Annotated in this window: 19 protein-coding genes; 12 read left to right on the top strand and 7 right to left on the bottom strand. The window is 64.6% G+C overall.

What is annotated here, in order from left to right; all coding sequences use genetic code 11:
* The first annotated feature begins 14 nt into the window (after positions 1-14).
* Positions 15-1,106 carry a tRNA epoxyqueuosine(34) reductase QueG gene (gene queG / locus V3C40_RS07490; RefSeq protein WP_331777052.1) on the top strand — a complete coding sequence of 364 codons (1,092 nt, stop codon included), beginning with the start codon at positions 15-17 and terminating at the stop codon, positions 1,104-1,106.
* 7 nt (positions 1,107-1,113) lie between these two features.
* On the opposite strand, the gene V3C40_RS07485 is transcribed toward queG, so the two are convergent.
* Positions 1,114-1,491, bottom strand: a complete 378-nt coding sequence (locus tag V3C40_RS07485; protein WP_319990756.1) for a DUF3052 family protein — start codon at positions 1,489-1,491, stop codon at positions 1,114-1,116.
* A 113-nt stretch (positions 1,492-1,604) separates the two neighbouring features.
* Between V3C40_RS07485 and V3C40_RS07480 the strand changes: the two genes are divergently transcribed.
* The 3 genes from V3C40_RS07480 to V3C40_RS07470 all read left to right on the top strand — a co-directional run bounded on the left by V3C40_RS07480 (position 1,605) and on the right by V3C40_RS07470 (position 3,748).
* Positions 1,605-2,258, top strand: a complete 654-nt coding sequence (locus V3C40_RS07480) for a PadR family transcriptional regulator (protein WP_331777051.1) — start codon at positions 1,605-1,607, stop codon at positions 2,256-2,258.
* A gap of 22 nt (positions 2,259-2,280) precedes the next feature.
* Complete coding sequence (locus tag V3C40_RS07475; protein WP_331777050.1) at positions 2,281-3,108, top strand: siderophore-interacting protein; 828 nt, start codon at positions 2,281-2,283, stop codon at positions 3,106-3,108.
* 133 nt (positions 3,109-3,241) lie between these two features.
* Positions 3,242-3,748 (top strand): carboxypeptidase-like regulatory domain-containing protein, encoded by a 507-nt coding sequence (locus V3C40_RS07470; protein ID WP_072455108.1) that lies wholly within the window; start codon positions 3,242-3,244, stop codon positions 3,746-3,748.
* A 167-nt stretch (positions 3,749-3,915) separates the two neighbouring features.
* Here the strand turns inward: V3C40_RS07470 and V3C40_RS07465 are convergent, their stop codons facing one another.
* A complete protein-coding gene (locus tag V3C40_RS07465; RefSeq protein ID WP_070301256.1) occupies positions 3,916-4,500 on the bottom strand; it encodes a response regulator transcription factor in 585 nt (194 codons plus the stop codon).
* Between the two features lie 39 nt (positions 4,501-4,539).
* Positions 4,540-6,552: a sensor histidine kinase gene (locus V3C40_RS07460; protein ID WP_331777049.1), complete on the bottom strand. Its 2,013-nt coding sequence runs from the start codon at positions 6,550-6,552 to the stop codon at positions 4,540-4,542.
* 136 nt (positions 6,553-6,688) lie between these two features.
* On the opposite strand from V3C40_RS07460, the gene V3C40_RS07455 reads away from it, so the two are divergent.
* The 6 genes from V3C40_RS07455 (at position 6,689) to V3C40_RS07430 (ending at position 11,765) form a co-directional block, all read left to right on the top strand.
* A complete protein-coding gene (locus tag V3C40_RS07455; protein WP_374106839.1) occupies positions 6,689-7,681 on the top strand; it encodes a TRAP transporter substrate-binding protein in 993 nt (330 codons plus the stop codon).
* Between the two features lie 116 nt (positions 7,682-7,797).
* Positions 7,798-8,370 (top strand): TRAP transporter small permease, encoded by a 573-nt coding sequence (locus tag V3C40_RS07450; RefSeq protein WP_034746865.1) that lies wholly within the window; start codon positions 7,798-7,800, stop codon positions 8,368-8,370.
* Positions 8,367-9,647, top strand: a complete 1,281-nt coding sequence (locus tag V3C40_RS07445) for a TRAP transporter large permease (RefSeq protein ID WP_034746868.1) — start codon at positions 8,367-8,369, stop codon at positions 9,645-9,647. Before V3C40_RS07450 ends, V3C40_RS07445 begins: the two co-directional genes overlap by 4 nt.
* A 425-nt stretch (positions 9,648-10,072) precedes the next feature.
* A complete protein-coding gene (locus tag V3C40_RS07440; protein ID WP_331777048.1) occupies positions 10,073-10,573 on the top strand; it encodes a methylated-DNA--[protein]-cysteine S-methyltransferase in 501 nt (166 codons plus the stop codon).
* A complete protein-coding gene (xerD, locus tag V3C40_RS07435; protein WP_442907232.1) occupies positions 10,570-11,487 on the top strand; it encodes a site-specific tyrosine recombinase XerD in 918 nt (305 codons plus the stop codon). The genes V3C40_RS07440 and xerD overlap by 4 nt, the downstream gene beginning before the upstream one ends.
* A gap of 80 nt (positions 11,488-11,567) precedes the next feature.
* Complete coding sequence (locus V3C40_RS07430; protein WP_034746874.1) at positions 11,568-11,765, top strand: hypothetical protein; 198 nt, start codon at positions 11,568-11,570, stop codon at positions 11,763-11,765.
* Positions 11,766-11,834: 69 nt separating this feature from the next.
* On the opposite strand, the gene V3C40_RS07425 is transcribed toward V3C40_RS07430, so the two are convergent.
* From V3C40_RS07425 to V3C40_RS07415, 3 genes are read right to left on the bottom strand one after another with little or no spacing between them, the layout of a single operon-like run.
* The gene (locus V3C40_RS07425) at positions 11,835-13,112 is read right to left on the bottom strand and encodes a TolC family protein (protein ID WP_331777047.1); all 1,278 of its coding nucleotides are present in this window, start codon (positions 13,110-13,112) and stop codon (positions 11,835-11,837) included.
* Entirely contained in the window at positions 13,099-16,203 is a 3,105-nt protein-coding gene (locus V3C40_RS07420) for an efflux RND transporter permease subunit (protein WP_331777046.1), read from the bottom strand. The genes V3C40_RS07425 and V3C40_RS07420 overlap by 14 nt, the downstream gene beginning before the upstream one ends.
* Positions 16,196-17,329 carry an efflux RND transporter periplasmic adaptor subunit gene (locus V3C40_RS07415; RefSeq protein ID WP_331777045.1) on the bottom strand — a complete coding sequence of 378 codons (1,134 nt, stop codon included), beginning with the start codon at positions 17,327-17,329 and terminating at the stop codon, positions 16,196-16,198. Before V3C40_RS07415 ends, V3C40_RS07420 begins: the two co-directional genes overlap by 8 nt.
* A 226-nt stretch (positions 17,330-17,555) precedes the next feature.
* Between V3C40_RS07415 and V3C40_RS07410 the strand changes: the two genes are divergently transcribed.
* Positions 17,556-18,236 carry a response regulator transcription factor gene (locus V3C40_RS07410; protein WP_331777044.1) on the top strand — a complete coding sequence of 227 codons (681 nt, stop codon included), beginning with the start codon at positions 17,556-17,558 and terminating at the stop codon, positions 18,234-18,236.
* Entirely contained in the window at positions 18,229-19,626 is a 1,398-nt protein-coding gene (locus V3C40_RS07405) for a sensor histidine kinase (RefSeq protein ID WP_331777043.1), read from the top strand. The genes V3C40_RS07410 and V3C40_RS07405 overlap by 8 nt, the downstream gene beginning before the upstream one ends.
* On the opposite strand, the gene V3C40_RS07400 is transcribed toward V3C40_RS07405, so the two are convergent.
* Positions 19,618-19,926, bottom strand: a complete 309-nt coding sequence (locus V3C40_RS07400) for a hypothetical protein (RefSeq protein ID WP_331777042.1) — start codon at positions 19,924-19,926, stop codon at positions 19,618-19,620. The two genes, V3C40_RS07405 and V3C40_RS07400, sit on opposite strands and share 9 nt — an antisense overlap.
* Between the last annotated feature and the right edge of the window lies 1 nt (position 19,927).

Genomic DNA, 19,927 nt, shown 5'->3' with positions numbered 1-19,927 from the left:
CCGTAAAGTCCCCTATGTCCGCCACCGTCACCGATCTCGCCGTCCTGGCGCGCACCATCAAAGAATGGGGGCGCGAGCTGGGTTTTGCCGAGGTGCGCATCGCCGACGTCGACCTGTCGCACATGGAAGCGCCGCTGCAAGCCTGGCTAGCTGCAGGGTATCACGGTGAAATGGATTACATGGCCAGCCACGGCATGAAGCGTGCGCGCCCGGCCGAACTGGTGCCGGGCACGGTGCGCGCCATCAGTGCGCGCATGAATTATCTGCCGCCGGCACTGGGCCCTGACTGGCGCACGCATGAGGCGGCGCGCGACGCCGATCCCGAAGCGGCCGTAATTTCCGTGTATGCGCGCGGCCGCGACTACCACAAGGTCATGCGTTCGCGCCTGCAGCAGCTGGCCGACCGCATCAAGGGCGAGATCGGCGACTTCGGCTACCGCGTCTTCAGCGATTCGGCGCCCGTGATGGAAGTCGAGCTGGCGCAAAAAGGGGGATTGGGCTGGCGCGGCAAGCACACCTTGCTCATCAACCGCCAGGGCGGCTCCTTCTTTTTTCTCGGCGAGATCCTCATCGACGTGCCGCTGCCCGTCGACCCGCCGGAAACGCCGCGCTGCGGCCAGTGCTCGGCGTGCATCACCGTGTGCCCGACGCAAGCCATCCTCGGGCCGTACCAGCTCGACGCGCGCCGCTGCATCTCGTATCTGACCATCGAATTGAAGGGCGCCATTCCCGTCGAGATGCGCCCCCTGATCGGCAACAAGGTGTATGGCTGCGACGATTGCCAGACCGTCTGCCCGTGGAACAAGTTCGCCCAGCGCGCCGTCGTGCCGGACTTCGACGAGCGCCACAGCCTGGGCAGCGCCGGCATGGTGGAGCTGTTCGCCTGGACGGAAGAGGAATTCAACCGCCGCATGGAAGGCAGCGCGATCCGCCGCATCGGCCACGAGCGCTGGCTGCGCAACCTGGCCGTCGGCATGGGCAATGCGGCCGCCAAGGCCAAAGGCCAGGCCGACATCGTCGCGGCCCTGCTGTCGCGCCGCGAGCACCCGTCGGCCATCGTGCGCGAACATGTGGAATGGGCGCTGGCGCTGCACGGCATCGCTTGATCTGCGTTTAAACCTGCTTCAGACGCAGCGCCGACCAGTCCGCGTCGATGGCGACCATCGCCACGCTGTCGAGCCCCACGGTTTGCGCAAAGTCGCGGATATCGTCGCGGTGGATATCGCTGCCCGCTTTGATTCCACCCTTGCGGTACGCCACCCACAGTGCGCCACCGGGCGCCAGGCGCGCCTGCGCCGCTGGCAGGAATTGCTCCAGTTCCGCGCGGCTGCGCGCGAACAGCAGTATCCAGTCCGCATTTTCACCTTCCCGTACCACCCGCTCGGCCGGCAACTGCGCCAGCAATGCCTCATGCTCGCCGCCGTCATTGAGCACGGCCAGGGCCGTGGCATTTTTCACATACATTTTTTCAGCAAAGGTTTTTTCGGACATGGCATCGGCGTGTGGAGTGGGGAAAGACGAGCATAACAAATTTCTCCTTGACTTATCGATATATCGTTATAAAATAGCGATACCTACTAACGATATATCTTTAAAGAGAAAACATGAGAAACTCACACCATACAGAACACGGCCACGGCGGTCATCATCATCACGGCCATTGCGGCCAGCATCACCACCATCATGGCGAGCATCGCCACGAATACTCCATGCATGGCCGCGGCCCGCGCGGCTTCGACGAGCGCGGTGACGGCATGGGCGGTGGTCCTGGCGGGCGCGGTGGACGCGGCGAGCGGGCCGAGCGCGTCTTCGGCCGCGGCGACTTGCCGCTGATCGTGCTGGCGCTGATCGAAATCAGCCCCCGCCACGGCTATGAAATCATCAAGGCCATCGAAGAGCGTTGCGGCGGCGCGTACGCCCCCAGCCCGGGCGCCGTCTATCCCACCTTGACCCTGCTGGAAGAGCAGGACCACGTGACGTCGTCCGAAAGCGCCAGCGGCAAGAAGCTCTACACGATCACGGACCTGGGCCGCGCATATCTCGACGAGAACCGCGCCCAGGTCGACGGCATCCTGGCCCGCCTCGACATGTTTGCCCGCGTCCAGGCGCGCAAGGCCTTGCCCGAGCGCGTGCACCAGGCCATGCACACCTTGAAGCATGCGCTGCTGCTGAACAAGACCAATTGGAGCGAGGCGGAAGCCGAGCGCGTCTCCGCCGTGCTGGAACAGGCGGCCAACGCCATCGTCGACGGCCACTGAGCCCACTTTACAAGGATACCCAATGACTACTGTATCAACTGCAACGCCACGCCCGCACGCCATCGAACGCGTGCGGCATGACTTGAAACTGCGCGTGCTCACCGTCGTGCGCACCGAGCAGATCACGCCGCACATGCGCCGCATCACGCTGGCGGGCGGCGACCTCGATGGCTTTGTCTCGCCGGCGCACGACGACCATGTGAAACTGTTCTTCCCCGCCCCGGGGCAGACTACTCCCGTGTTCCCCGTGCTGGGCAATGGCCCGAATCCCATCCAGTACGCGCAAGGCGCGCGTCCCATCGCCCGCAACTACACGCCACGCCGCTACGACGCCGCGCGGCGCGAGCTGGAAATCGACTTCGTGCTGCATGGCGACGGCCCCGCGGCCAGCTGGGCGGCGCAAGCGCAGCCGGGCCAGACCCTGGGCGTGGGCGGTCCGCGCGGCTCGATGCTGGTGCCGCTCGACTTCGACTGGTATGTGCTGGTGGGCGACCAGACGGCCTTGCCGGCCATCGCCCGCCGCCTGGAGCAGCTGTCGGCCACGGCACGGGCCATTGCCGTGATCGAGATCGTCGAAGACGGCGAGCAGATCGCCTTCGATTGCGCGGCGCAGCTGGACGTGCGCTGGGTCGCGCGCAATGGCCGCAAGGGGCCGCTGCTGCTGGACGCGCTGCGTCAGGTCACGCTGCCGTCAGAAGGCGACGGCTATGTGTGGGTGGCGTGCGAGCATGCGCAGGTGCAGGGCTTGCGCGGGCATTTTATCGACGCCGGGGTGCCGAAGCAGCATCTGCACGTGGCCAGTTACTGGAAACATGGGGCGGCGGAGCATCATGAACATCACGATGAGTGATAGGGGTGGTGTCGGCTTACGCCTGATGTGCCGCGCCAGCCGGCGGCCCGCTTCGCGCATGAGACGATTGCCTGGTTTTTAACTTTCCAATTGCATATAATATTTTTTTATAGAAATAATATTCAAGGGGGAAATGTTGAAATTACTGTCTTTGAGCGTGCTGGCCGCAGTGCTGATGGGATGCTCGACGCCGCGTCCACCCGTTGTCATGCCGGAATTCCAGCAGGCGGAATATGACGCCTTGCAAAAAACCGGTACTGGCGGTGTCAAAGGCCAGGCCTTCATGAAGACCAAGGGCGGCGAATTCAAGAAGGCCGGTGGCGAGAAGGTCACTTTGCGTCCGAAGACGGAGTATGCCCGCAAGCTGGCCATGCTGCCTGCCTCGCTGTACAAGCGTCAGGTGGTCGGCACCGTCAGCCCGAAGATCCGCGACTATGACCGCACGACCATGGCCGACAGCGACGGCCGGTTCGAATTCACGGAAGTCCCCGATGGCACCTATTACGTCACCACCAACGTGACGTGGTCGGTGTTCTATCCGGGCGCCTTCACGCCCGTCGAAAGCAAGCAGGGCGGTACGCTGACCTCCGAAGTGACGGTGGCGGATGGCAAGGTCTCGACGGTCATGCTGACGCGGTAAGCCCCGTTTCCGTTGTCGCCAACAACCGCGCCCGCTTTACCTTCGTCTTGAGTGGTGGTGTCGGCTTACGCGCGGAGCGCTAAGCCGACCTACGCCGGCCTGCTTTGCAAGTGGTGTAGGTTGGATTAGCGGCGCGCCAGCGCCGCGTAATCCAACATCAGCGTCTATTACTTCAACAACCCAGCCAGCTCCACCGCCGTCTTGACCTGCATCTTGTCGAAGATATGCGCGCGGTGGACTTCCACGGTGCGCATGCTGATGCCCAGCTTGTCGGCCACCACCTTGTTCATCTTGCCCGCCAAAATCAGGTCCAGCACTTCGCGTTCGCGTGTCGACAAGGTGGCCAGGCGCGCGTGCACGGCGGCCAGTTCGCCGGCCTGGCGCGAGTTGGCCAGGCCTTGCTGCACGCGGTCCATCAGGTCGTTGTCGTTGAACGGCTTTTCAAAGAAATCGAATGCGCCCCGTTTCAGGCTGTCGACGGCCATCGGCACGTCGCCGTGGCCGGTGAGGAAGATCACGGGCAGGCGCGCCGTCAGGTCGCGCTTGACCAGCTGGTCGAACATGGCGATGCCGTTCATGTCGGGCATGCGCACGTCGAGCAGCACGCAGTCGCCGGCGGCGTCGAAGTTGCCGTCCAGGCTATCGAGAAATTGCTGGGCACTGGCGTAGCTGCGCGCCTCGATGCTGCGCGAGGCGGCCAGCCAGGACAGGGAGTCGCGTACGACCTCTTCGTCGTCGATGATGTGTAGCATGGGGTCTCCGGCTTGTCGTTATGCGTTATTAGTTATTCGTTAGTGCGGCGTGCTTGGCGCGGCCGGCACGCTGAAGGTAAAGATCGTTCCTCCGGCGGGGTTGGCGCCGAAGGTCAGCGCGCCGCCGTGAAATTCGATGGCGGTGCGGCAGATGTTCAGGCCCATGCCCATGCCTTCGGACTTGGTCGAGAAAAACGGCGAAAACAGCCGCTCGGCCACGTCCTGGGGAATGCCATGGCCATGGTCGATCACGTCCACCGTCACCATGCCCTGCTGCGCGTCGTGGTTGGCCCGCAGGCGCATGATACGCCGTCCCGGCGCCGCATCCTGCATGGCCTCGATGGCGTTGCGCGTCAGGTTCAGCAGCACTTGTTCGATCATCACGGGGTCGGCGCGCAGCAGCGGCAGGTCCGGCGGCAGCTCTTCCTGGATGGTGACATAGTATTTGCGCGCCTGCAGGTCGATCAGCGCGCGGATGCCGTCGATCAGGGTGCGGATGGCGATATCCTGGCGCTGCGGCTCGCTCTTGCGCACGAAATCGTGCACGCTGCGGATGATCTGGCCGGCCCGCTGCGCCTGCGCGCTGGCCTGTTCCAGCGCCGGCTTCAAGGTGCCCGGATCGACGGGGGCGTCATGGTCGATGGCGCGGCGGATCAAATTCAAGGCGCCCGTCGTGTAGCTGGAAATGGCCGCCAGCGGCTGGTTCAATTCGTGCGCCAGCATCGACGCCAGCTCGCCCATGGTGGCCAGGCGCGAGCTCGTTTGCAGCTTTTCCTGCTGCTGGCGATTGAGTTCCTCGACCCGCTTGCGGTCCGAGATGTCGAGCACGGACCCCATCCAGCCCGTCTGCTGGCCGTTCTTGTCCACCAAGGGCGCCTCGAATATCAGCACGGGCACGCGCGTGCCGTCCGGGCGCTGGAAATAGGTTTCGAACTGCGGCGTGGGATTGCCGGCCAGGGCCTTGACGAAGCGCTGCTGGTATTCCTCCAGCGCTTCGGGCACCCAGTAGGGCATGGGCGGCAGGCGTCCGAGGATTTCCTCGGGCGGATAGCCGACGATCTGGCAAAACGCGGGATTCACATACGTGACCCTGCCTTCCAGGTCGCGCGCGCGCATGCCCGTCACCAGCGAGTTTTCCATCGCCGTGCGAAACAGCATCTGCTGGCGCAGCGCGCCTTCGGCCACCAGGCGGCGCGAAATATGCCGCCACAGGGCAAGCAAGCTCCACAGCAAACCCAGCGACAGGGCGATGACGGAGCCGACCAGCAGATTGGGCAGCAGCTTGGGCTGGCTTTTCACGCTGTCGGTAAACAGGGTGATGCTGGCGCCGGGCACGTCGAGCGCGCGCTTGTGCGTGTACACGCCGTGGCCGGGGCCGGCGGCGGCGCGCCGCGCCAGCACCTTGTCGTCGCGGTCGATCAGCGAAATCTGGTTATCCTGCGCAAACCACCACGGCACCATTTCATCGAGCAGGCTGCTGATCTGGTAGGTGGCCACCAGGCTGCCCACATAGCGCTGGCCATCGAACAGGGGCTGGTGGTAATCCATCAGCATGGCGCCCGGCGGCGCGTCGGGAAAGCCCGTCTGCTGCGAAGGTTGGGCATACTGGCCCCGGTGCAAACGGCGCGCATTGTCGGCCGCCGTCAGCGAGGCCGGCGAAAACGACAGCGCGTGCGGCAGGCTGTTGTCGCTGGTGGCCAGCACCTTGCCGCTGGTGTCGAGCCACAGCACGCGCTGCAATTCGCGGCCATTGCGCAACATCTGCTGCAGCCGTTCGTGCACTTTTTCCGCGCCCAGCGAGCCGCTGGCGATGTCCACGCCCAGGTTGAACAGACTTTCCTCGTTGCGCGCCAGCTGGAAGCGGATGGTCTGCTCCACCCACAGCGTATCGGCGATCAGCTGCTCCTGGCGCTCGTTGCTCTCCATCTGGCGCGCCTGCCAGGGCAGCCAGAACAGGATGGACAGGAACAGCAGCAGCAGGATGACGGGCAGCAGCCAGCGCATCGGGCTCGATAGCTTGAAGCGGCGCGCAAGGGTGGGGGGAGTCGGCATGGCTGGCAGGGTAGCGGCTTATCGGGAACCGGCTATTGTGGTTAACCACAATAGCCGAAGCAGTTTCTTTGGCACAATATTCAAGTAGACAAATAATAAAGTTTTTTAAAAAACCACTCAGGAGACAACAATGCAGATGAAAACCATGTTCGTCGCGCTGTGCGCGGCCATTGGCGCCACCGCCGGCGTCCACGCTTACGCGCAAGCCCCCATCGTTATCAAGTTCAGCCACGTCGTGGCGACCGACACGCCGAAAGGCCAGGCCGCCGAGCGCTTCAAGCAGCTGGCCGAAAAAGCCACGAACGGCAAGGTCAAGATCGAACTGTACCCGAACAGCCAGCTGTACAAGGACAAGGAAGAACTCGAAGCGTTGCAGCTGGGCGCCGTGCAGATGCTGGCGCCGTCGCTGGCCAAGTTCGGCCCGCTGGGCGTGAAGGAATTCGAAGCGTTCGACCTGCCCTACATCTTCCCCACCAAGACGGCGCTGTACAACGTCACCGAAGGCGAAATCGGCAAGAGCCTGCTGAAAAAACTGGAACCCAAGGGTATCACGGGCCTGGCCTACTGGGACAACGGCTTCAAGGTGATGTCGGCCAACAAGCCGCTGCACATGCCGGCCGACTTCAAGGGCCTGAAAATGCGCATCCAGTCGTCGAAGGTACTCGACGCGCAAATGCGCGCGCTGGGCGCCAATCCGCAAGTGCTGGCCTTCTCGGAAGTGTATCAGGCGCTGCAGACGGGCGTGGTCGACGGCACGGAAAATCCGCCATCGAATATGTACACGCAAAAGATGCATGAAGTGCAAAAGCACGTGACCGTGTCGAACCATGGCTACCTGGGCTATGCCGTCATCGTCAACAAGAAATTCTGGGATGGCTTGCCGCCCGATATCCGCGGCCAGCTGGAAAAAGCCATGCGCGAGGCGACGACGTTTGAAAAAGCCATCGCCCAGCGCGACAACGACCAGGCCCTCGACGCCATCAAGAAAGCGGGCAAGACGCAGATCTATACGCTGACGGTGCAGGAACAGGCCGAGTGGCGCAAGGCGCTGGCGCCCGTGCAAAAGGCCATGGAAGCGCGCATCGGCAAGGATCTGATCTCGGCCATCAACAAGGAAAGCGCGAAGTAAGCGCGCTGGCCGCGCCACCCGGCGCGGCTGTCAGGGATATTCCTGTCTTTCTGCAGCAACGGCACCTGCGCGTCCTGCGCGGGTGCCAGCGTACCCGCATTCTTTGAAAGTCCACCATGAAATTTCTGGATCACCTGGAAGAGTGGCTGATCGCGACCCTGATGGGCGCGGCCACCTTCATCATCTTCGTTGCGGTCGTGCACCGCTACCTGGCGGGCCTGCCGATACCGGGCCTGCAAGACTTCCTGATTCAAATCAATACCAGCTGGGCCCAGGAACTGTGTATCTACATGTTCGTCTGGATGGCCAAGTTCGGCGCCGCATATGGCGTGCGCACGGGCATCCACGTGGGTGTCGATGTGCTGATCAACCGTATGAACCCGCGCTGGCGCGACCGCTTCATCGTCTTCGGCCTCGGTGCCGGCGCCCTGTTTACGGGCATCGTGGGGACCCTGGGTGCCAGCTTCGTGTGGTCGATCGGCCACACGGACCAGACCTCTGCCGACATGGAAATCCCCATGTGGCTGGTCTATCTGGCCGTGCCGCTCGGTTCCTATCTGATGTGCTTCCGCTTCCTGCAAGTGATGGTGCATTTCATCAAGACGGGCGCCTTGCCGAAACACGACCACTCGCATGTCGAGGGGCTGGAAGACGAACTGACGGCTGAAGAAAAAGGAGCCAAGGCATGAACGCGCTGATCATTTTTGTGTTGCTGCTGGCGCTGATGCTGACCGGCATGCCGATTTCCATTTCGCTGGGCCTGACGGTACTGACGTTCCTGTTTACCATGACCAGCGTGCCCATCGAATCGGTGGCCCTGAAGATTTTCACGGGCATCGAGAAATTCGAGATCATGGCCATCCCGTTCTTCATTTTGGCCGGTAACTTCCTCACGCATGGCGGGGTGGCGCGGCGCATGATCAACTTCGCCAGCTCCATGGTCGGCCACTGGCATGGCGGCCTGGCGCTGGCCGGCGTGATGGCGTGCGCGCTGTTTGCGGCCGTGTCCGGTTCCAGCCCCGCCACCGTGGTGGCGATCGGCTCCATCATCCTGCCGGCCATGGTCAAGCAGGGCTATCCGCGCGGTTTCGGCGCCGGCGTCATCACCACCTCGGGCGCGCTGGGCATTTTGATTCCACCGTCGATCGTGATGGTGATGTATTCCGTCAGCACGAATACCTCGGTCGGTAAACTGTTCATGGCGGGCGTGATTCCCGGCATGATGCTGGCCATGCTGCTGGGCCTGACCACGTGGTTTTTGGCGCGCAAGCACAACTATCCGCGCATGAAAAAGGCCAGCTGGGGCGAGCGCTTCGTCACGTTCAAGAAGAGCGCCTGGGGCCTGCTGCTGATCGTCATCGTCATGGGCGGCATCTATTCGGGCGCCTTCACGCCGACGGAAGCGGCCGCCATGGCTGCCGTGTACGCCTTCATCATCGCCGTCTTCGTCTACAAGGACTTGAAGATCAAGCAAGTGGGCAAGGTCTTGCTCGATTCGGCCGCCATGTCGGCGATGTTGTTGTACATCATCACGAATGCCGTGCTGTTCTCGTTCCTGATGACCAGTGAAAACATCCCGCAAGCGATGGCCGAATGGATCACGGGCAAGGGCCTGGGCGTGATCAGCTTCCTGCTGGTGGTCAACGTGCTGCTGTTGTTGGCTGGTAACGTCATGGAACCGTCGTCCATCGTGCTGATCATGGCGCCTATCCTGTTCCCTGTCGCCATGAAGCTGGGCATCGATCCCGTGCATTTCGGCATCCTGATCGTGGTCAACATGGAGGTGGGCATGTGCCATCCGCCCGTGGGCTTGAACCTGTATGTGGCGTCCGGCATCACGAAGATGGGCATTTCGGAGTTGACCGTGGCCGTGATGCCATGGCTGCTGACGATGCTGGCCTTCCTGGGCCTGATCACCTACGTACCACAAATCTCGCTGTGGCTGCCAAATTTAATTTACAACTAAAACAGTTGTCCCCGTCATGGTGCAAAAAAAGTCGATACGGCCGAATAAATGCGCTATGATGGGCAGCCTTAAGGGGAAACACGTATATGCATATGCGCCCCGGTAGCAAGGCTGAAATACAGAATTGGCAACAAGGTTAGTGGGGGAGTGGTCTATAAAAACGGTATTGATACCGGGGATATATTGAGGAGACACACGTTTCACAGAAGTTGTTGAGTCATAGCTGTCTGCGGCCACAAGCCGGCACCGGCGGACCCAAATGACCGGGAACGTGAAGCAATATTTGAAGCGCACCGACTGGTGCGCTTTTTTTTCGTGCGCAGGAAACGTCCGCCGGCACGCCCAAAGTCGGTGCATAATTCCCGTGGCGCCGCTTCCCGCGCCGGCAGGTTGCATATATGCCACACTTGAATAATGATCAGCAGATGAAAAAACAACAGGGCAGTGAACTGTTCAGCGCCATCGTGGCCGCGCCATTCGGCGCCATGGGCGTGCGCGCGCAGGATGGCCAGATATGCGAACTGGTCTACCTGCCGCCGCACTTTGCCGAGAAAGACGCGCAGGATGCCGTCTCCGAGCGGGCCTGCCAGCAACTGGCGCGCTATTTCCGCGATCCCGATTACGTCTTCGACCTGCCGCTGGCCGCTTCGGGCAGCGCCTATCAGCAACGGGTGTGGACGGCGATCAGCGGCATTGCGCGCGGCCAGGTGCGCACGTATGGCGACGTGGCGCGCCTGATCGGCTCGGCGCCGCGCGCCGTGGGCCAGGCTTGCGGCGCCAACTGGTTTCCCGTGGTGATCCCTTGCCACCGGGTCACGGCCGCTGGCGGCCTGGGCGGCTTTGCCCACCACGACGATGCGACGGGTTTCCACCTGGGCGTCAAGCGCTGGCTGCTGGCGCACGAAGGCGTGGCGGCTTACCTATGATGAACAGCCTGCTGGCGCCCGACAACGCTACCCTGATCGATGAATTCTGCGACAGCCTGTGGCTGGAAGACGGCCTGTCGAAAAACTCGCTGGACGCCTACCGGCGCGACATGCGGCTGTTTGCGCGCTGGCTGGAAGTGGCGCGGCCCGGGCGCGAGGGCCTGTACGAAGTCTCCACGGCCGACATCGAAGCGTATTTCGCGGCCCGTCACGGCGAGAGCAAGGCGACGTCGTCGAACCGGCGCCTGTCCGTGCTCAAGCGGTTTTACCAGCTGGCCCTGCGGCACAAGCATATCGCCGCGGACCCGTGCCTGAAGATGGTCTCGGCCAAGCAGCCCGCGCGCTTCGTGCATACTCTGAGCGAAGCGCAGGTGGAAGCGCTGCTGGCGGCGCCCGACGTGAGCACGCCGCTGGGCCTGCGCGAACGCACCATGCTCGAACTCATGTATGCGAGCGGCTTGCGCGTGTCGGAACTGGTGGACTTGAAATCCGTGGAACTGAGCCTCAACGATGGCGTGCTGCGCATCACGGGCAAGGGCAGCAAGACGCGGCTGGTGCCGTTCGGTGAACAGGCGCGGCTGTGGATCGAGCGCTACCTGAAGGAGGCGCGCGGCATCATTCTCGACGGGCAAATGGACGACGCGCTGTTCGTCACGCGGCGCGGGGGCGCCATGACGCGGCAAATGTTCTGGGTCATCATCAAGAAACATGCGCTGAGCGCCGGCATCACGGCGCCGCTGTCGCCGCACACCCTGCGCCACGCGTTCGCCACCCATTTGCTCAACCATGGCGCGGACTTGCGTGTTGTGCAATTGTTACTGGGACACTCCGATATTTCCACCACGCAGATTTACACGCATGTGGCCCGCGAACGGCTGAAACTGCTGCATGCGCAGCATCATCCGCGCGGCTAAACATTTGGTGTTTGCTCCAACTACGTCATAATGTGCCTTATATGCTTATCTGTAACATCTAAAAACTAAAGAGGTAGTAAATGGCCAAGACAAATTTCCAATACGAAAAACGGCAAAAAGAGCTGGAAAAGAAGAAGAAAGCCGAGGAAAAAGCCAGGCGCAAGCTGGAAGCGAAGAACAATCCGAAGCCGGCCGATGGCGAAGAGGGTGCCGAGGGTGAAGAGCCCGAAGCGGACGATGCGGACGACGCTACCGACGCGCCTGCCCAGCCCCAGTAATTCCCCATGCTTGACGACCGGTGCGGCACCATTGCCGCGCCGGTATCTCCTCGTTCTACTTTCTCCCCGCTACAAGCTCGGCCGCTGGCCGATCGCCAGTTGCAGCTGCGTGCTGGCGATGGCCGCATCGGCGCGCGCCTGCACATAGCCCTGGTAGGCCTCATCGGCCGAACGCTGCGCCGCCAGCCATTCCAGCAGCGACGCATTGCCTTTGACGTAAGACAGGCGCATGCCATCGACCACCTTTTGCGCATCGACCAGCACGCCGTCGCGGTAGCGCGCCAGCCTGTCCTGCGCCGAACGCAATTGCCGCTGCGCCGTGCGCACCTGCGTTTCCGCCGTCAGTTCCGCCTGGCGCAAGGCCAGCATCGCCTGCGTGACACTTGCTTCCGCCTGCACGATATCGCCCGTGTCGCGCCGCGACAGGGGGATGGGAATGGCCAGCGAGATGGACAGGGCGCGCGAGCGGGCCGCGCCTTCGACGGGATTGCCGCTGCCATCGATGCCGTCATGGTAGCCGCGCGCGGCGGCCAGGCCCACGGTGACGGTCGGATCGACGGCGCGGTTGGCGCGCACGAGGGCCGCGCCGTCGCGCAGATTGTCGACGGTGGCGCGGGCGATGCGCACGTCGCTGCGGGCCTCGAGCGCCTGCGGCACCAGCACCTTTGCATCCTTGTCGGCATGCGCGGCGAAGTCGCAGGCCAGCTGCGCGTCCGGAAACAGCGCATCGAACTGGCGCCCCAAGGGCGGCGACAAATTCAACATGGCGCTGTCCGCCTCGCTGCGCGCCTGCGCCAGCTCGGCCTGGAACTGGTCGCGTTCCACGCGCGACTGCAGCAGCTCGATGCCGCCCACGTCGCCCGCCTTGCGCCGCACGGCGTTCGCCTCGACCACTTTTGACAGGGCCGCCATGGTCTGCTCCTTGCGCGCTGCGACGTCGCGCGTGCGGCACGCTTCCGTGAACGCGGCGGCGGCCGTGCCATACAGCTCGCTCTTGAAGCCGGCCACCGTTTCCTCGGCCAGCGCGACACTGCTGTGCGCGGCCTTCAAGCGCGCGGCGCGCTTGCCGCCCGTCTCGATGGCCATGCTGATGGCCGGGTTCCACGTGACGGGACGGTGCTCGGCGCTGCGCACGGTTTCGCGCGTGGCACCCAGAGTGAACTCCGGGTCGGGACGCAGGCCGGCGATGCCGATGCCGGCCTTGGCCGAGACGATGCCTTCCTGCTGCGCCCGCAGCTCCAGGCTGTGGCTTTCCACGGCGCACAGATAGGTCTCGAAAGTCAACGGAGCGGCGCTGGCGAAGGGCGCGATCAGCCAGGCCGCCAGCAATACATTAAAACGTGTCATGGGTCTCTCCTTCGGTATGCGTCTGGCGTTTTTGCAGGTGCGCCTCGATCAGGTAATACAGGGCCGGCAACAGCAACAAGGTCAGTGCCGTCGCCGTCACCAGGCCGCCCACGACGACGGTCGCCAGCGGGCGCTGCACGTCGCTGCCCAGGCCCGTCGCCAGCATGGCCGGCGTCAGGCCCAGGGCGGCCACGGTGGCCGTCATCAGCACGGGGCGCATGCGGTCGCGCGTGCCTTCGAGCACGGCGTCGCGCAAGCTCTTGCCCTCCTCACTGCGCAAGCGGTTGATCTGCGCCAGCATCAGCACGGCATTCAGGACGGCCACGCCGAACAGGGCGATGAAGCCGACGGCGCTCGATACATTCAAGGTCATGCCGCGCAAATGCAGCGCGGCCAGGCCGCCCAGCATGGCCAGCGGCACGGCCAGCAAGACCAGCGCGGGCTGGCGCAGGTTGCGGAACTGGCCAAACAGCAGCAGGAACATGGCGCCCAGGGTCATCGGCAGGATCAGCGCCAAACGGCTTTGCGCGCGCTGCAGGTTTTCGAACTGGCCGCCCCATTCGACGCTGATGCGCTGGTGCTCGCCTGCTACGGTTTGCGCCACCAGCGGGCGCGCCTCGGCCAGGAAGCCGGCCAGGTCGCGCCCGCGGGCGTTGAGGCGCACGATGATGTGGCGCCGCCCCATCTCGCGCACGATCACGCTCTCGCCCGAGGTGGTGCTGATGGTGGCCACCTGCGCCAGCGGGACCTTCGCGCCGTTGGCGGCCGTGAGCTTCAAGCTGGCGATGGCGTCCGGGCTGGAGCGCGTGGCGGGCGGAAAGCGCACGGCGATGTCGTAGCTTTTCTCGCCCACATACACCTGGCCGATGGGCGCGCCGCCGATGCCGGTGGCAATCAGGTCGGCCACGTCGGCCGCGTTGATGCCGTAGCGGGCCGCCTTGGCGCGGTCCAGTTCCACCTTCAGGTTGGGCAAGGGCGGCTCCACGTCCACGGCCACGTCGGAGGCGCCGTGGACGGTTTTCAAAACATTGGCCACCTTGCCGGCGATGGCGCGCACTTCATCGAGATCGTTGCCGAAGATTTTCACCGTCAGGTCGCTGTGCGCGCCCGACAATTTATCCTGCACGCCATCGATCATCGGCTGCATGAAGGCCACGGTGATGCCAGGCATGCGGGCGAAGCGTGCATTCATTTTCGCGATCAGCTGCTGCTTGCTCATGCCCGATTTCCAGCTTTTGTACGGATGCAGCCCCACGCTCGCTTCGATGTGCGACGGCGTCCAGTAATCGGTGCCGTCGTCGTTGCGCCCCGTCTGCGTGACGATGGTCGACACTTCCGGGAATTCCAGCGCGGCGCGCCGCAGTTCGCTGGCCATTTCGGACGCCTTATCCAAGGTGATCCCGGGTGGCATCTGCACCTGCAGCCACAAGGAGCCCTCATCGAGGTACGGTAAAAAGTCGCGCCCGATGCTGCCGCCCAGGATGGCAAGCGCTGCGAGCGATCCTGCGCACACCATTGCCACCCAGCGCTTGCTGCCCACCATGCGCTCGAGGAAGCGGCCATACGCGCCCGCCAGCGTGTCCAGCGCGCGGTTGTGGAAGGTGCGGCGCGGCTTGCGCAAGGCCAGCCAGGCCAGGCCCGGGATCAGCACCAGCGCCACCACGAGCGCGCCCACGAGCGCGGCGCCCACCGCATACGCCATGGGTGAGAACAGCTTGTATTCGATGCGCTGGAAAGCGAACAGGGGCAGATAGGCGGCGATGATGACGGCCATGCCGAACATGATGGGGCGCGCCACCTGCAGGGTCGCGTCGATGGCGTCCTGCAGGCTGAGGGGCCGTTCCTGTTCCCGTTCGCGGCGGCGCAGCATGTTTTCCAGCACCACCACGGAACCATCGACGAGGATGCCGAAGTCGATCGCCCCCAAGGACAGCAAATTGGCGGGAATCCTAAAATGGTGCATGAAGATGAAGGCGATCAGCAGGGCCAGCGGGATCGTCAGCGCGACGATGGCGGCCGCGCGCGGGCTGCCCAGGTACAGCAGCAGCACGAGGGCGACGAGCAGCATGCCTTCACCGAGGGTAAATCCCACCGTGTGCAGGGTGGCGTCGATCAGCGAGCTGCGGTCCAGGTAGGGCACGATCTTGACGTCCTTCGGCAGCACGTGGGCGTTCAAGTCGTCCACGGCCGCATGGATGCCGGCCAGCGCTTCGGACGGATTGAAATCCTTGAGCAGCAGGGTGATGCCTTCGATGGTGTCGGGGTTGCTGTCCTTGCCGAGGATGCCGCGCCGCTCCACGTTGCCGTAAGCGAGCTTGCCCAGGTCCTTCACCAGCACGGGCACGCCATCCTTGCTGCTGACGACGACGTTGCCCATGTCGTCGAGCGAATGCAGCAAGCCCACGCCGCGCACCACGTACGATTGCTGGCCGCGGTCGATCACGCTGCCGCCGCCGCTGATGTTGTTGGCATTGATGGCGTCCTTGACCTGCGCCAGCGAGAAGCCGTAGCTGTCCAGCTTTGCGGGATCGAGTTCCAGCATGAACTGCGTTGTCAGGCCGCCGAAATTGCTGACGTCCGCCACGCCGCGCACCTGCTGCAGGCGCGGGATCACGGTCCAGAACTGCAGCTCGGACAGTTCGCGTAAAGACCGTGTTGTCGATTCCAGCGTATAGCGGTAGATCTCGCCCGTGGGCGAGGTATAGGGATCGAGCCCCGGCTTGGCATCGTAGGGCAGGTTCACGCTGGCCAGGCGTTCCTGCAGCCGCTCGCGCGTGAAGTAGCCGTCGCTGCCATCCTCGAACACGACCGTGATCAAGGACAGCGCGAACAGGCTGCGCGTGCGCAGCACGTGCATGCCGGGCGTACCGAGCAGGGCCCGTTCCAATGGAATCGTGATCTGCTGCTCGATTTCCTCGGCGCCCAGCCCCGGCACCTGCGTGACGATTTGCGAGCTGACGTCGGCGATGTCGGGATAGGCTTCGATGGGCAGCTGCTTCCAGCAATAGACGCCGTAGGCGGCGACGAACAGCAGCACGAGCCAGACGATGCCGCGCCGCTGGCAGCAGGTGGCGATGAAACGGTCAATCATTGAGCAGCACTCCTTCCTTGACGACGATGCGTTCACCCGCGCGCAAGCCCGAGACGATTTCCACCTGGTCTCCATGGTTGGCGCCCACCTGCACCGTGCGCGGCGTGAATACCAGCGGGCTGCGCTCGACCATCACGCGCGTCGATGGTCCGCTTTGCAGCACGGCGGACGCGGGCACGAGCAGGGCGCGGCGGCTGGCGCCGGCGAATCCCGCGTGGGCGAACATGCCCGGCTTGAAGGCGCCGGCGCGGTTGTCGATGGCCACGCGCACCTTCACCGTGCGCGTCTCGGGATCGAGCACGGCGCCGACATAGGCGACCTTGCCCTCGAAAGCCTTGCCGGGCCAGGCGTCGACGGTGATGCTGGCCGTTTGTCCCACGGCCACCTGAGCCAGGTCCCGCTCGGCCACGCTGGCCGACAGCCACACGGTGGACAGGTCTGCCACCGTCATGACGGGTGCGTTGATATCGTTCCAGTAGCCGCCCTGGGCGCCTTCCATGGCGATCACGGTGCCGGCGATCGGTGAACGCAGCACGTAATCGCGTCGGGCGTGGCGTGTGCCGCGCGCGCCGGCGCCGTACTGGGTCAGCTTGTCGGCGCTGGCCCGGGCGTCGCTGCCGGCCTGGTCGTAGGCCGCCTGGGCCGCTTCGTACTCCTTGCGCGCGGCGATTTCCGCTTCGAACAGCGTTTTCTGACGCTCGAGTTCCTGGCGCGCCTGCAGCAGGGCGGAGCGCGCCTTGCTGTCGTCCGCGTAGGCGGCGCTCAGTTCCGCCGAATCGAGCGTGAACAGCGGGTCTCCCGCCTTCACGCTGTCGCCCAGCGCGCGCTGCAAGCGCGTGATTCGGCCTGCCAGCGGCGGCGTGATTTTCACCAGTTTTTCCGGCATGGCCTCGATGCTGCCGGGCGCCTCCGTTTGCGTGGCGATCTCCTGTTCCTGTACGGGCGCGATCTGCAGGCGCTGGCGCAGCGGCGACATCTTGTCGACGGCGATGCTGCCGTCATCCAGGTGTATCGATTGGGCGGGCGGCGTGGCCGCCGGTGTCGGCTTGGCGCAGCCGGCCAGGGCCGAGCAGGCGAGAGCGAGGGCGCAGCTGGCGCCCAGGGCGTTGCGGGTGGTCGTGTTCATCCCGTGTTTCCTTGTTATTGATGGTGATGGGGCATGCGTGGATGCCGTGCCCAGGCGGGCGGTCAGAGGGGCGCGGGCAGTATCAGTACAGCGCCGGGAAAGCATAGCAATGTGCTCCTGAAGAAGCGCCCAAGAACGCCTGAATCATTCTTCATGTTCCGTGTGCGCACGCTGCGGCGCGGTAAAATGCCAGCATGGAAAACAAGGCGCGACGCGAAAGGCAGGCATGAGAATCCTCCTGGTGGAAGACGACCGCAAGGCGGCGCGCCTGCTGGCCCGCGGCTTGCAGGAAGAAGGCTTTGTTGTCGACGTGGCGCACAGCGCGGAAGAGGGCGAGGATGAAAGCTACGCCGTCGACTATGACGCCATCGTGCTGGACTGGATGTTGCCGGGCAAGCAGGGCATCGATTTTTGCCGCGACTTGCGCGCGCGCGGCATCCAGACGCCCGTGCTGATGCTCACGGCGCGCGACGCCACGGCCGACCGCGTGGCGGGCCTGAACACGGGCGCCGACGATTACCTCACAAAGCCGTTCGAATTCGAGGAACTGCTGGCGCGCATCCGCGCCTTGCTGCGCCGCTCCGACATCAGCCGCCCGCTGGTGCTGGCGCTGGCCGATTTGACGCTCGATCCCGTCAGCCACCAGGCCACGCGGGCCGGCATGCCGCTGGTGCTGACACCCAAGGAGTACGCGATTCTGTTGATCCTGCTGCGCCAGGCGGGCGAGGTGGTCAGCCGCGCGCGCCTGGCCGAACAGATCTGGCAGGCGGACCTGATCGGCATTGATAACCTGATCGACGTCCACGTGCGCAACCTGCGGGGCAAGGTCGATGCGCCGGGCTCGCCGCCCTTGATCCACACGGTGCGCGGCCGCGGTTTCCGTCTGGCGGAAAACAACGGTGGCTAGCTTTCGCAAACGCCTGTTGCTGGTGCACCTGGCCGTCATCCTCGCCATCGTCGCCTGCACGGCGCTGGCCGGCTACTGGGGCCTGTCGCGCGCCGTGCACGGCCAGCTTGATGCGGCCCTGCTGGCGCTGGGCGAAACGGAAATGGCCATGCTGCCGGCCGCGCCGCGCCAGCCCGTGCAAGTGCACGAGGTGGCGCCGGGGCTGGCGCCGCCGTCGTTGACGCGCCTGGATCGCCTGGTGCAGATCATCGATGGCGAAGGCCGCGTGCTGGCCCGCAGCCGCAACCTGGAGGCGGCGCAGCTGCCCGCGCCTGCCGCCCTGCTCACGCGCTTGGCGGCCGGCGAGACCGTCTTCGAGACCCTGCCCAAGTTTGGCGAAGAGCCGCTGCGCATGGTGTCGATTCCCGTGCCCTCGTCCGGCGCGCGCCTGGCGGTGCAGGTGGCCGGTTCGCTCGACGACACCAACCACGTGCTGGCCGCGGCCACCGTGCTGTTTGGCGCCATGGCGCTGGCCTTGCTGGCGGCCGTTGGATTGGCCGGCGAAATGCTCACTCGCCGCGTGCTGGGCGCCATCGATGACGTGGTGGACCAGGCCCATTCGATCGGCGAAGCCAGCCTGCACCAGCGCCTGCCCCATCCCGGCACGCACGATGAAATCGGCCGCCTGGTCGACACCCTGAACGCCATGCTGGATCGCCTGGAACACGGCTACGATGCGCAGCGCCGCTTCACGGCCGACGCCTCGCACGAATTGCGTTCACCCCTGTCGCGCCTGCGCACGGAAATCGAAATCACCCTGCGCCGCCCGCGCGAAGCGCCCGAGTATGTCGATGCGCTGGCGTCCTGCCTCGATGAAGTGCAGCGCCTGACGACCCTGGTGGAAGAGTTGTTGATGCTCACGCGCCTGGACGTGGGCCAGGAACGCAATGCCGTGGAAACCATCGCGCTCAATCCCCTCGTGCGGGCGGCCGCGCAGCGCCTGGAAAAGGCGGCGGCGCAGCGCGGCATCCGCATCGTCTTCGATGACAGTGTGGCCGTGCAGGCGCGGGTGGCGGCCGGTCCCGTGGACCTGGTGCTGGCCAACCTGCTCGATAACGCCGTGAAGTTTTCGCCGCCCGACAGCGTCATCGCCGTGCACGTGGCGCGCGATGGCGCGCATGCAGTCGTCGGCGTGGCGGACGCGGGGCCGGGCATCGGCGTGGAAGACTTGCCGCATCTGTTCGAGCGTTTTTACCGTGGCGCCCAGGCGCGCGCGGGCGAGGCGCCCGGTTTCGGCCTGGGCCTGGCCCTGTCGCAAGCCATCGTGCACGCGTACGGCGGCAGCATCGAGGCGCAGAACCGCCCGCAAGGCGGCGCGCTGTTCCTCATGCGCCTGCCGGCGTCAGATTGAGGACGCGACACCTTCCCAGCGCACTTGCCGCACTTGCGGCCAGGCGCCGGCGCGGTTGACGAAGCGCACAAGCACGACGCGCTGCACGGCCTGGCACAGCACCGTGGCGATCAGCTGCACCACTTGCCGCGCTTCGTCCCAGCTGCGCAGCATTTGCGACGGGGCCAGGCCCGCGCCTTTCAGTTCGGCCAGCAGCAGGCGCACGACGTGGTCGGCCTGCGCCGCAGGGCAGGTGACGGTCAGGCGGTAGGTGGCCACGACGGGACCGCGCCGGGCAAACCAATGTAAGAATTTTTTCATC

The organism is Janthinobacterium sp. LS2A (genome assembly GCF_036543145.1).
GTDB classification, from domain to species: domain Bacteria; phylum Pseudomonadota; class Gammaproteobacteria; order Burkholderiales; family Burkholderiaceae_D; genus Janthinobacterium; species Janthinobacterium aestuarii.
Note: the sequence above shows the minus strand (reverse complement) of the source record. Positions and strands in the feature narration are given on the sequence as shown.

Excerpts from the sequence above, each read along its gene's own strand:
- queG (WP_331777052.1), top strand. The coding sequence starts at position 15 with ATGTCCGCCACCGTCACCGATCTCGCCGTCCTGGCGCGCACCATCAAA.
- V3C40_RS07485 (WP_319990756.1), bottom strand. The coding sequence starts at position 1,491 with ATGTCCGAAAAAACCTTTGCTGAAAAAATGTATGTGAAAAATGCCACG.
- V3C40_RS07480 (WP_331777051.1), top strand. The coding sequence starts at position 1,605 with ATGAGAAACTCACACCATACAGAACACGGCCACGGCGGTCATCATCAT.
- V3C40_RS07475 (WP_331777050.1), top strand. The coding sequence starts at position 2,281 with ATGACTACTGTATCAACTGCAACGCCACGCCCGCACGCCATCGAACGC.
- V3C40_RS07470 (WP_072455108.1), top strand. The coding sequence starts at position 3,242 with ATGTTGAAATTACTGTCTTTGAGCGTGCTGGCCGCAGTGCTGATGGGA.
- V3C40_RS07465 (WP_070301256.1), bottom strand. The coding sequence starts at position 4,500 with ATGCTACACATCATCGACGACGAAGAGGTCGTACGCGACTCCCTGTCC.
- V3C40_RS07460 (WP_331777049.1), bottom strand. The coding sequence starts at position 6,552 with ATGCCGACTCCCCCCACCCTTGCGCGCCGCTTCAAGCTATCGAGCCCG.
- V3C40_RS07455 (WP_374106839.1), top strand. The coding sequence starts at position 6,689 with ATGAAAACCATGTTCGTCGCGCTGTGCGCGGCCATTGGCGCCACCGCC.
- V3C40_RS07450 (WP_034746865.1), top strand. The coding sequence starts at position 7,798 with ATGAAATTTCTGGATCACCTGGAAGAGTGGCTGATCGCGACCCTGATG.
- V3C40_RS07445 (WP_034746868.1), top strand. The coding sequence starts at position 8,367 with ATGAACGCGCTGATCATTTTTGTGTTGCTGCTGGCGCTGATGCTGACC.
- V3C40_RS07440 (WP_331777048.1), top strand. The coding sequence starts at position 10,073 with ATGAAAAAACAACAGGGCAGTGAACTGTTCAGCGCCATCGTGGCCGCG.
- xerD (WP_442907232.1), top strand. The coding sequence starts at position 10,570 with ATGATGAACAGCCTGCTGGCGCCCGACAACGCTACCCTGATCGATGAA.
- V3C40_RS07430 (WP_034746874.1), top strand. The coding sequence starts at position 11,568 with ATGGCCAAGACAAATTTCCAATACGAAAAACGGCAAAAAGAGCTGGAA.
- V3C40_RS07425 (WP_331777047.1), bottom strand. The coding sequence starts at position 13,112 with ATGACACGTTTTAATGTATTGCTGGCGGCCTGGCTGATCGCGCCCTTC.
- V3C40_RS07420 (WP_331777046.1), bottom strand. The coding sequence starts at position 16,203 with ATGATTGACCGTTTCATCGCCACCTGCTGCCAGCGGCGCGGCATCGTC.
- V3C40_RS07415 (WP_331777045.1), bottom strand. The coding sequence starts at position 17,329 with ATGAACACGACCACCCGCAACGCCCTGGGCGCCAGCTGCGCCCTCGCT.
- V3C40_RS07410 (WP_331777044.1), top strand. The coding sequence starts at position 17,556 with ATGAGAATCCTCCTGGTGGAAGACGACCGCAAGGCGGCGCGCCTGCTG.
- V3C40_RS07400 (WP_331777042.1), bottom strand. The coding sequence starts at position 19,926 with ATGAAAAAATTCTTACATTGGTTTGCCCGGCGCGGTCCCGTCGTGGCC.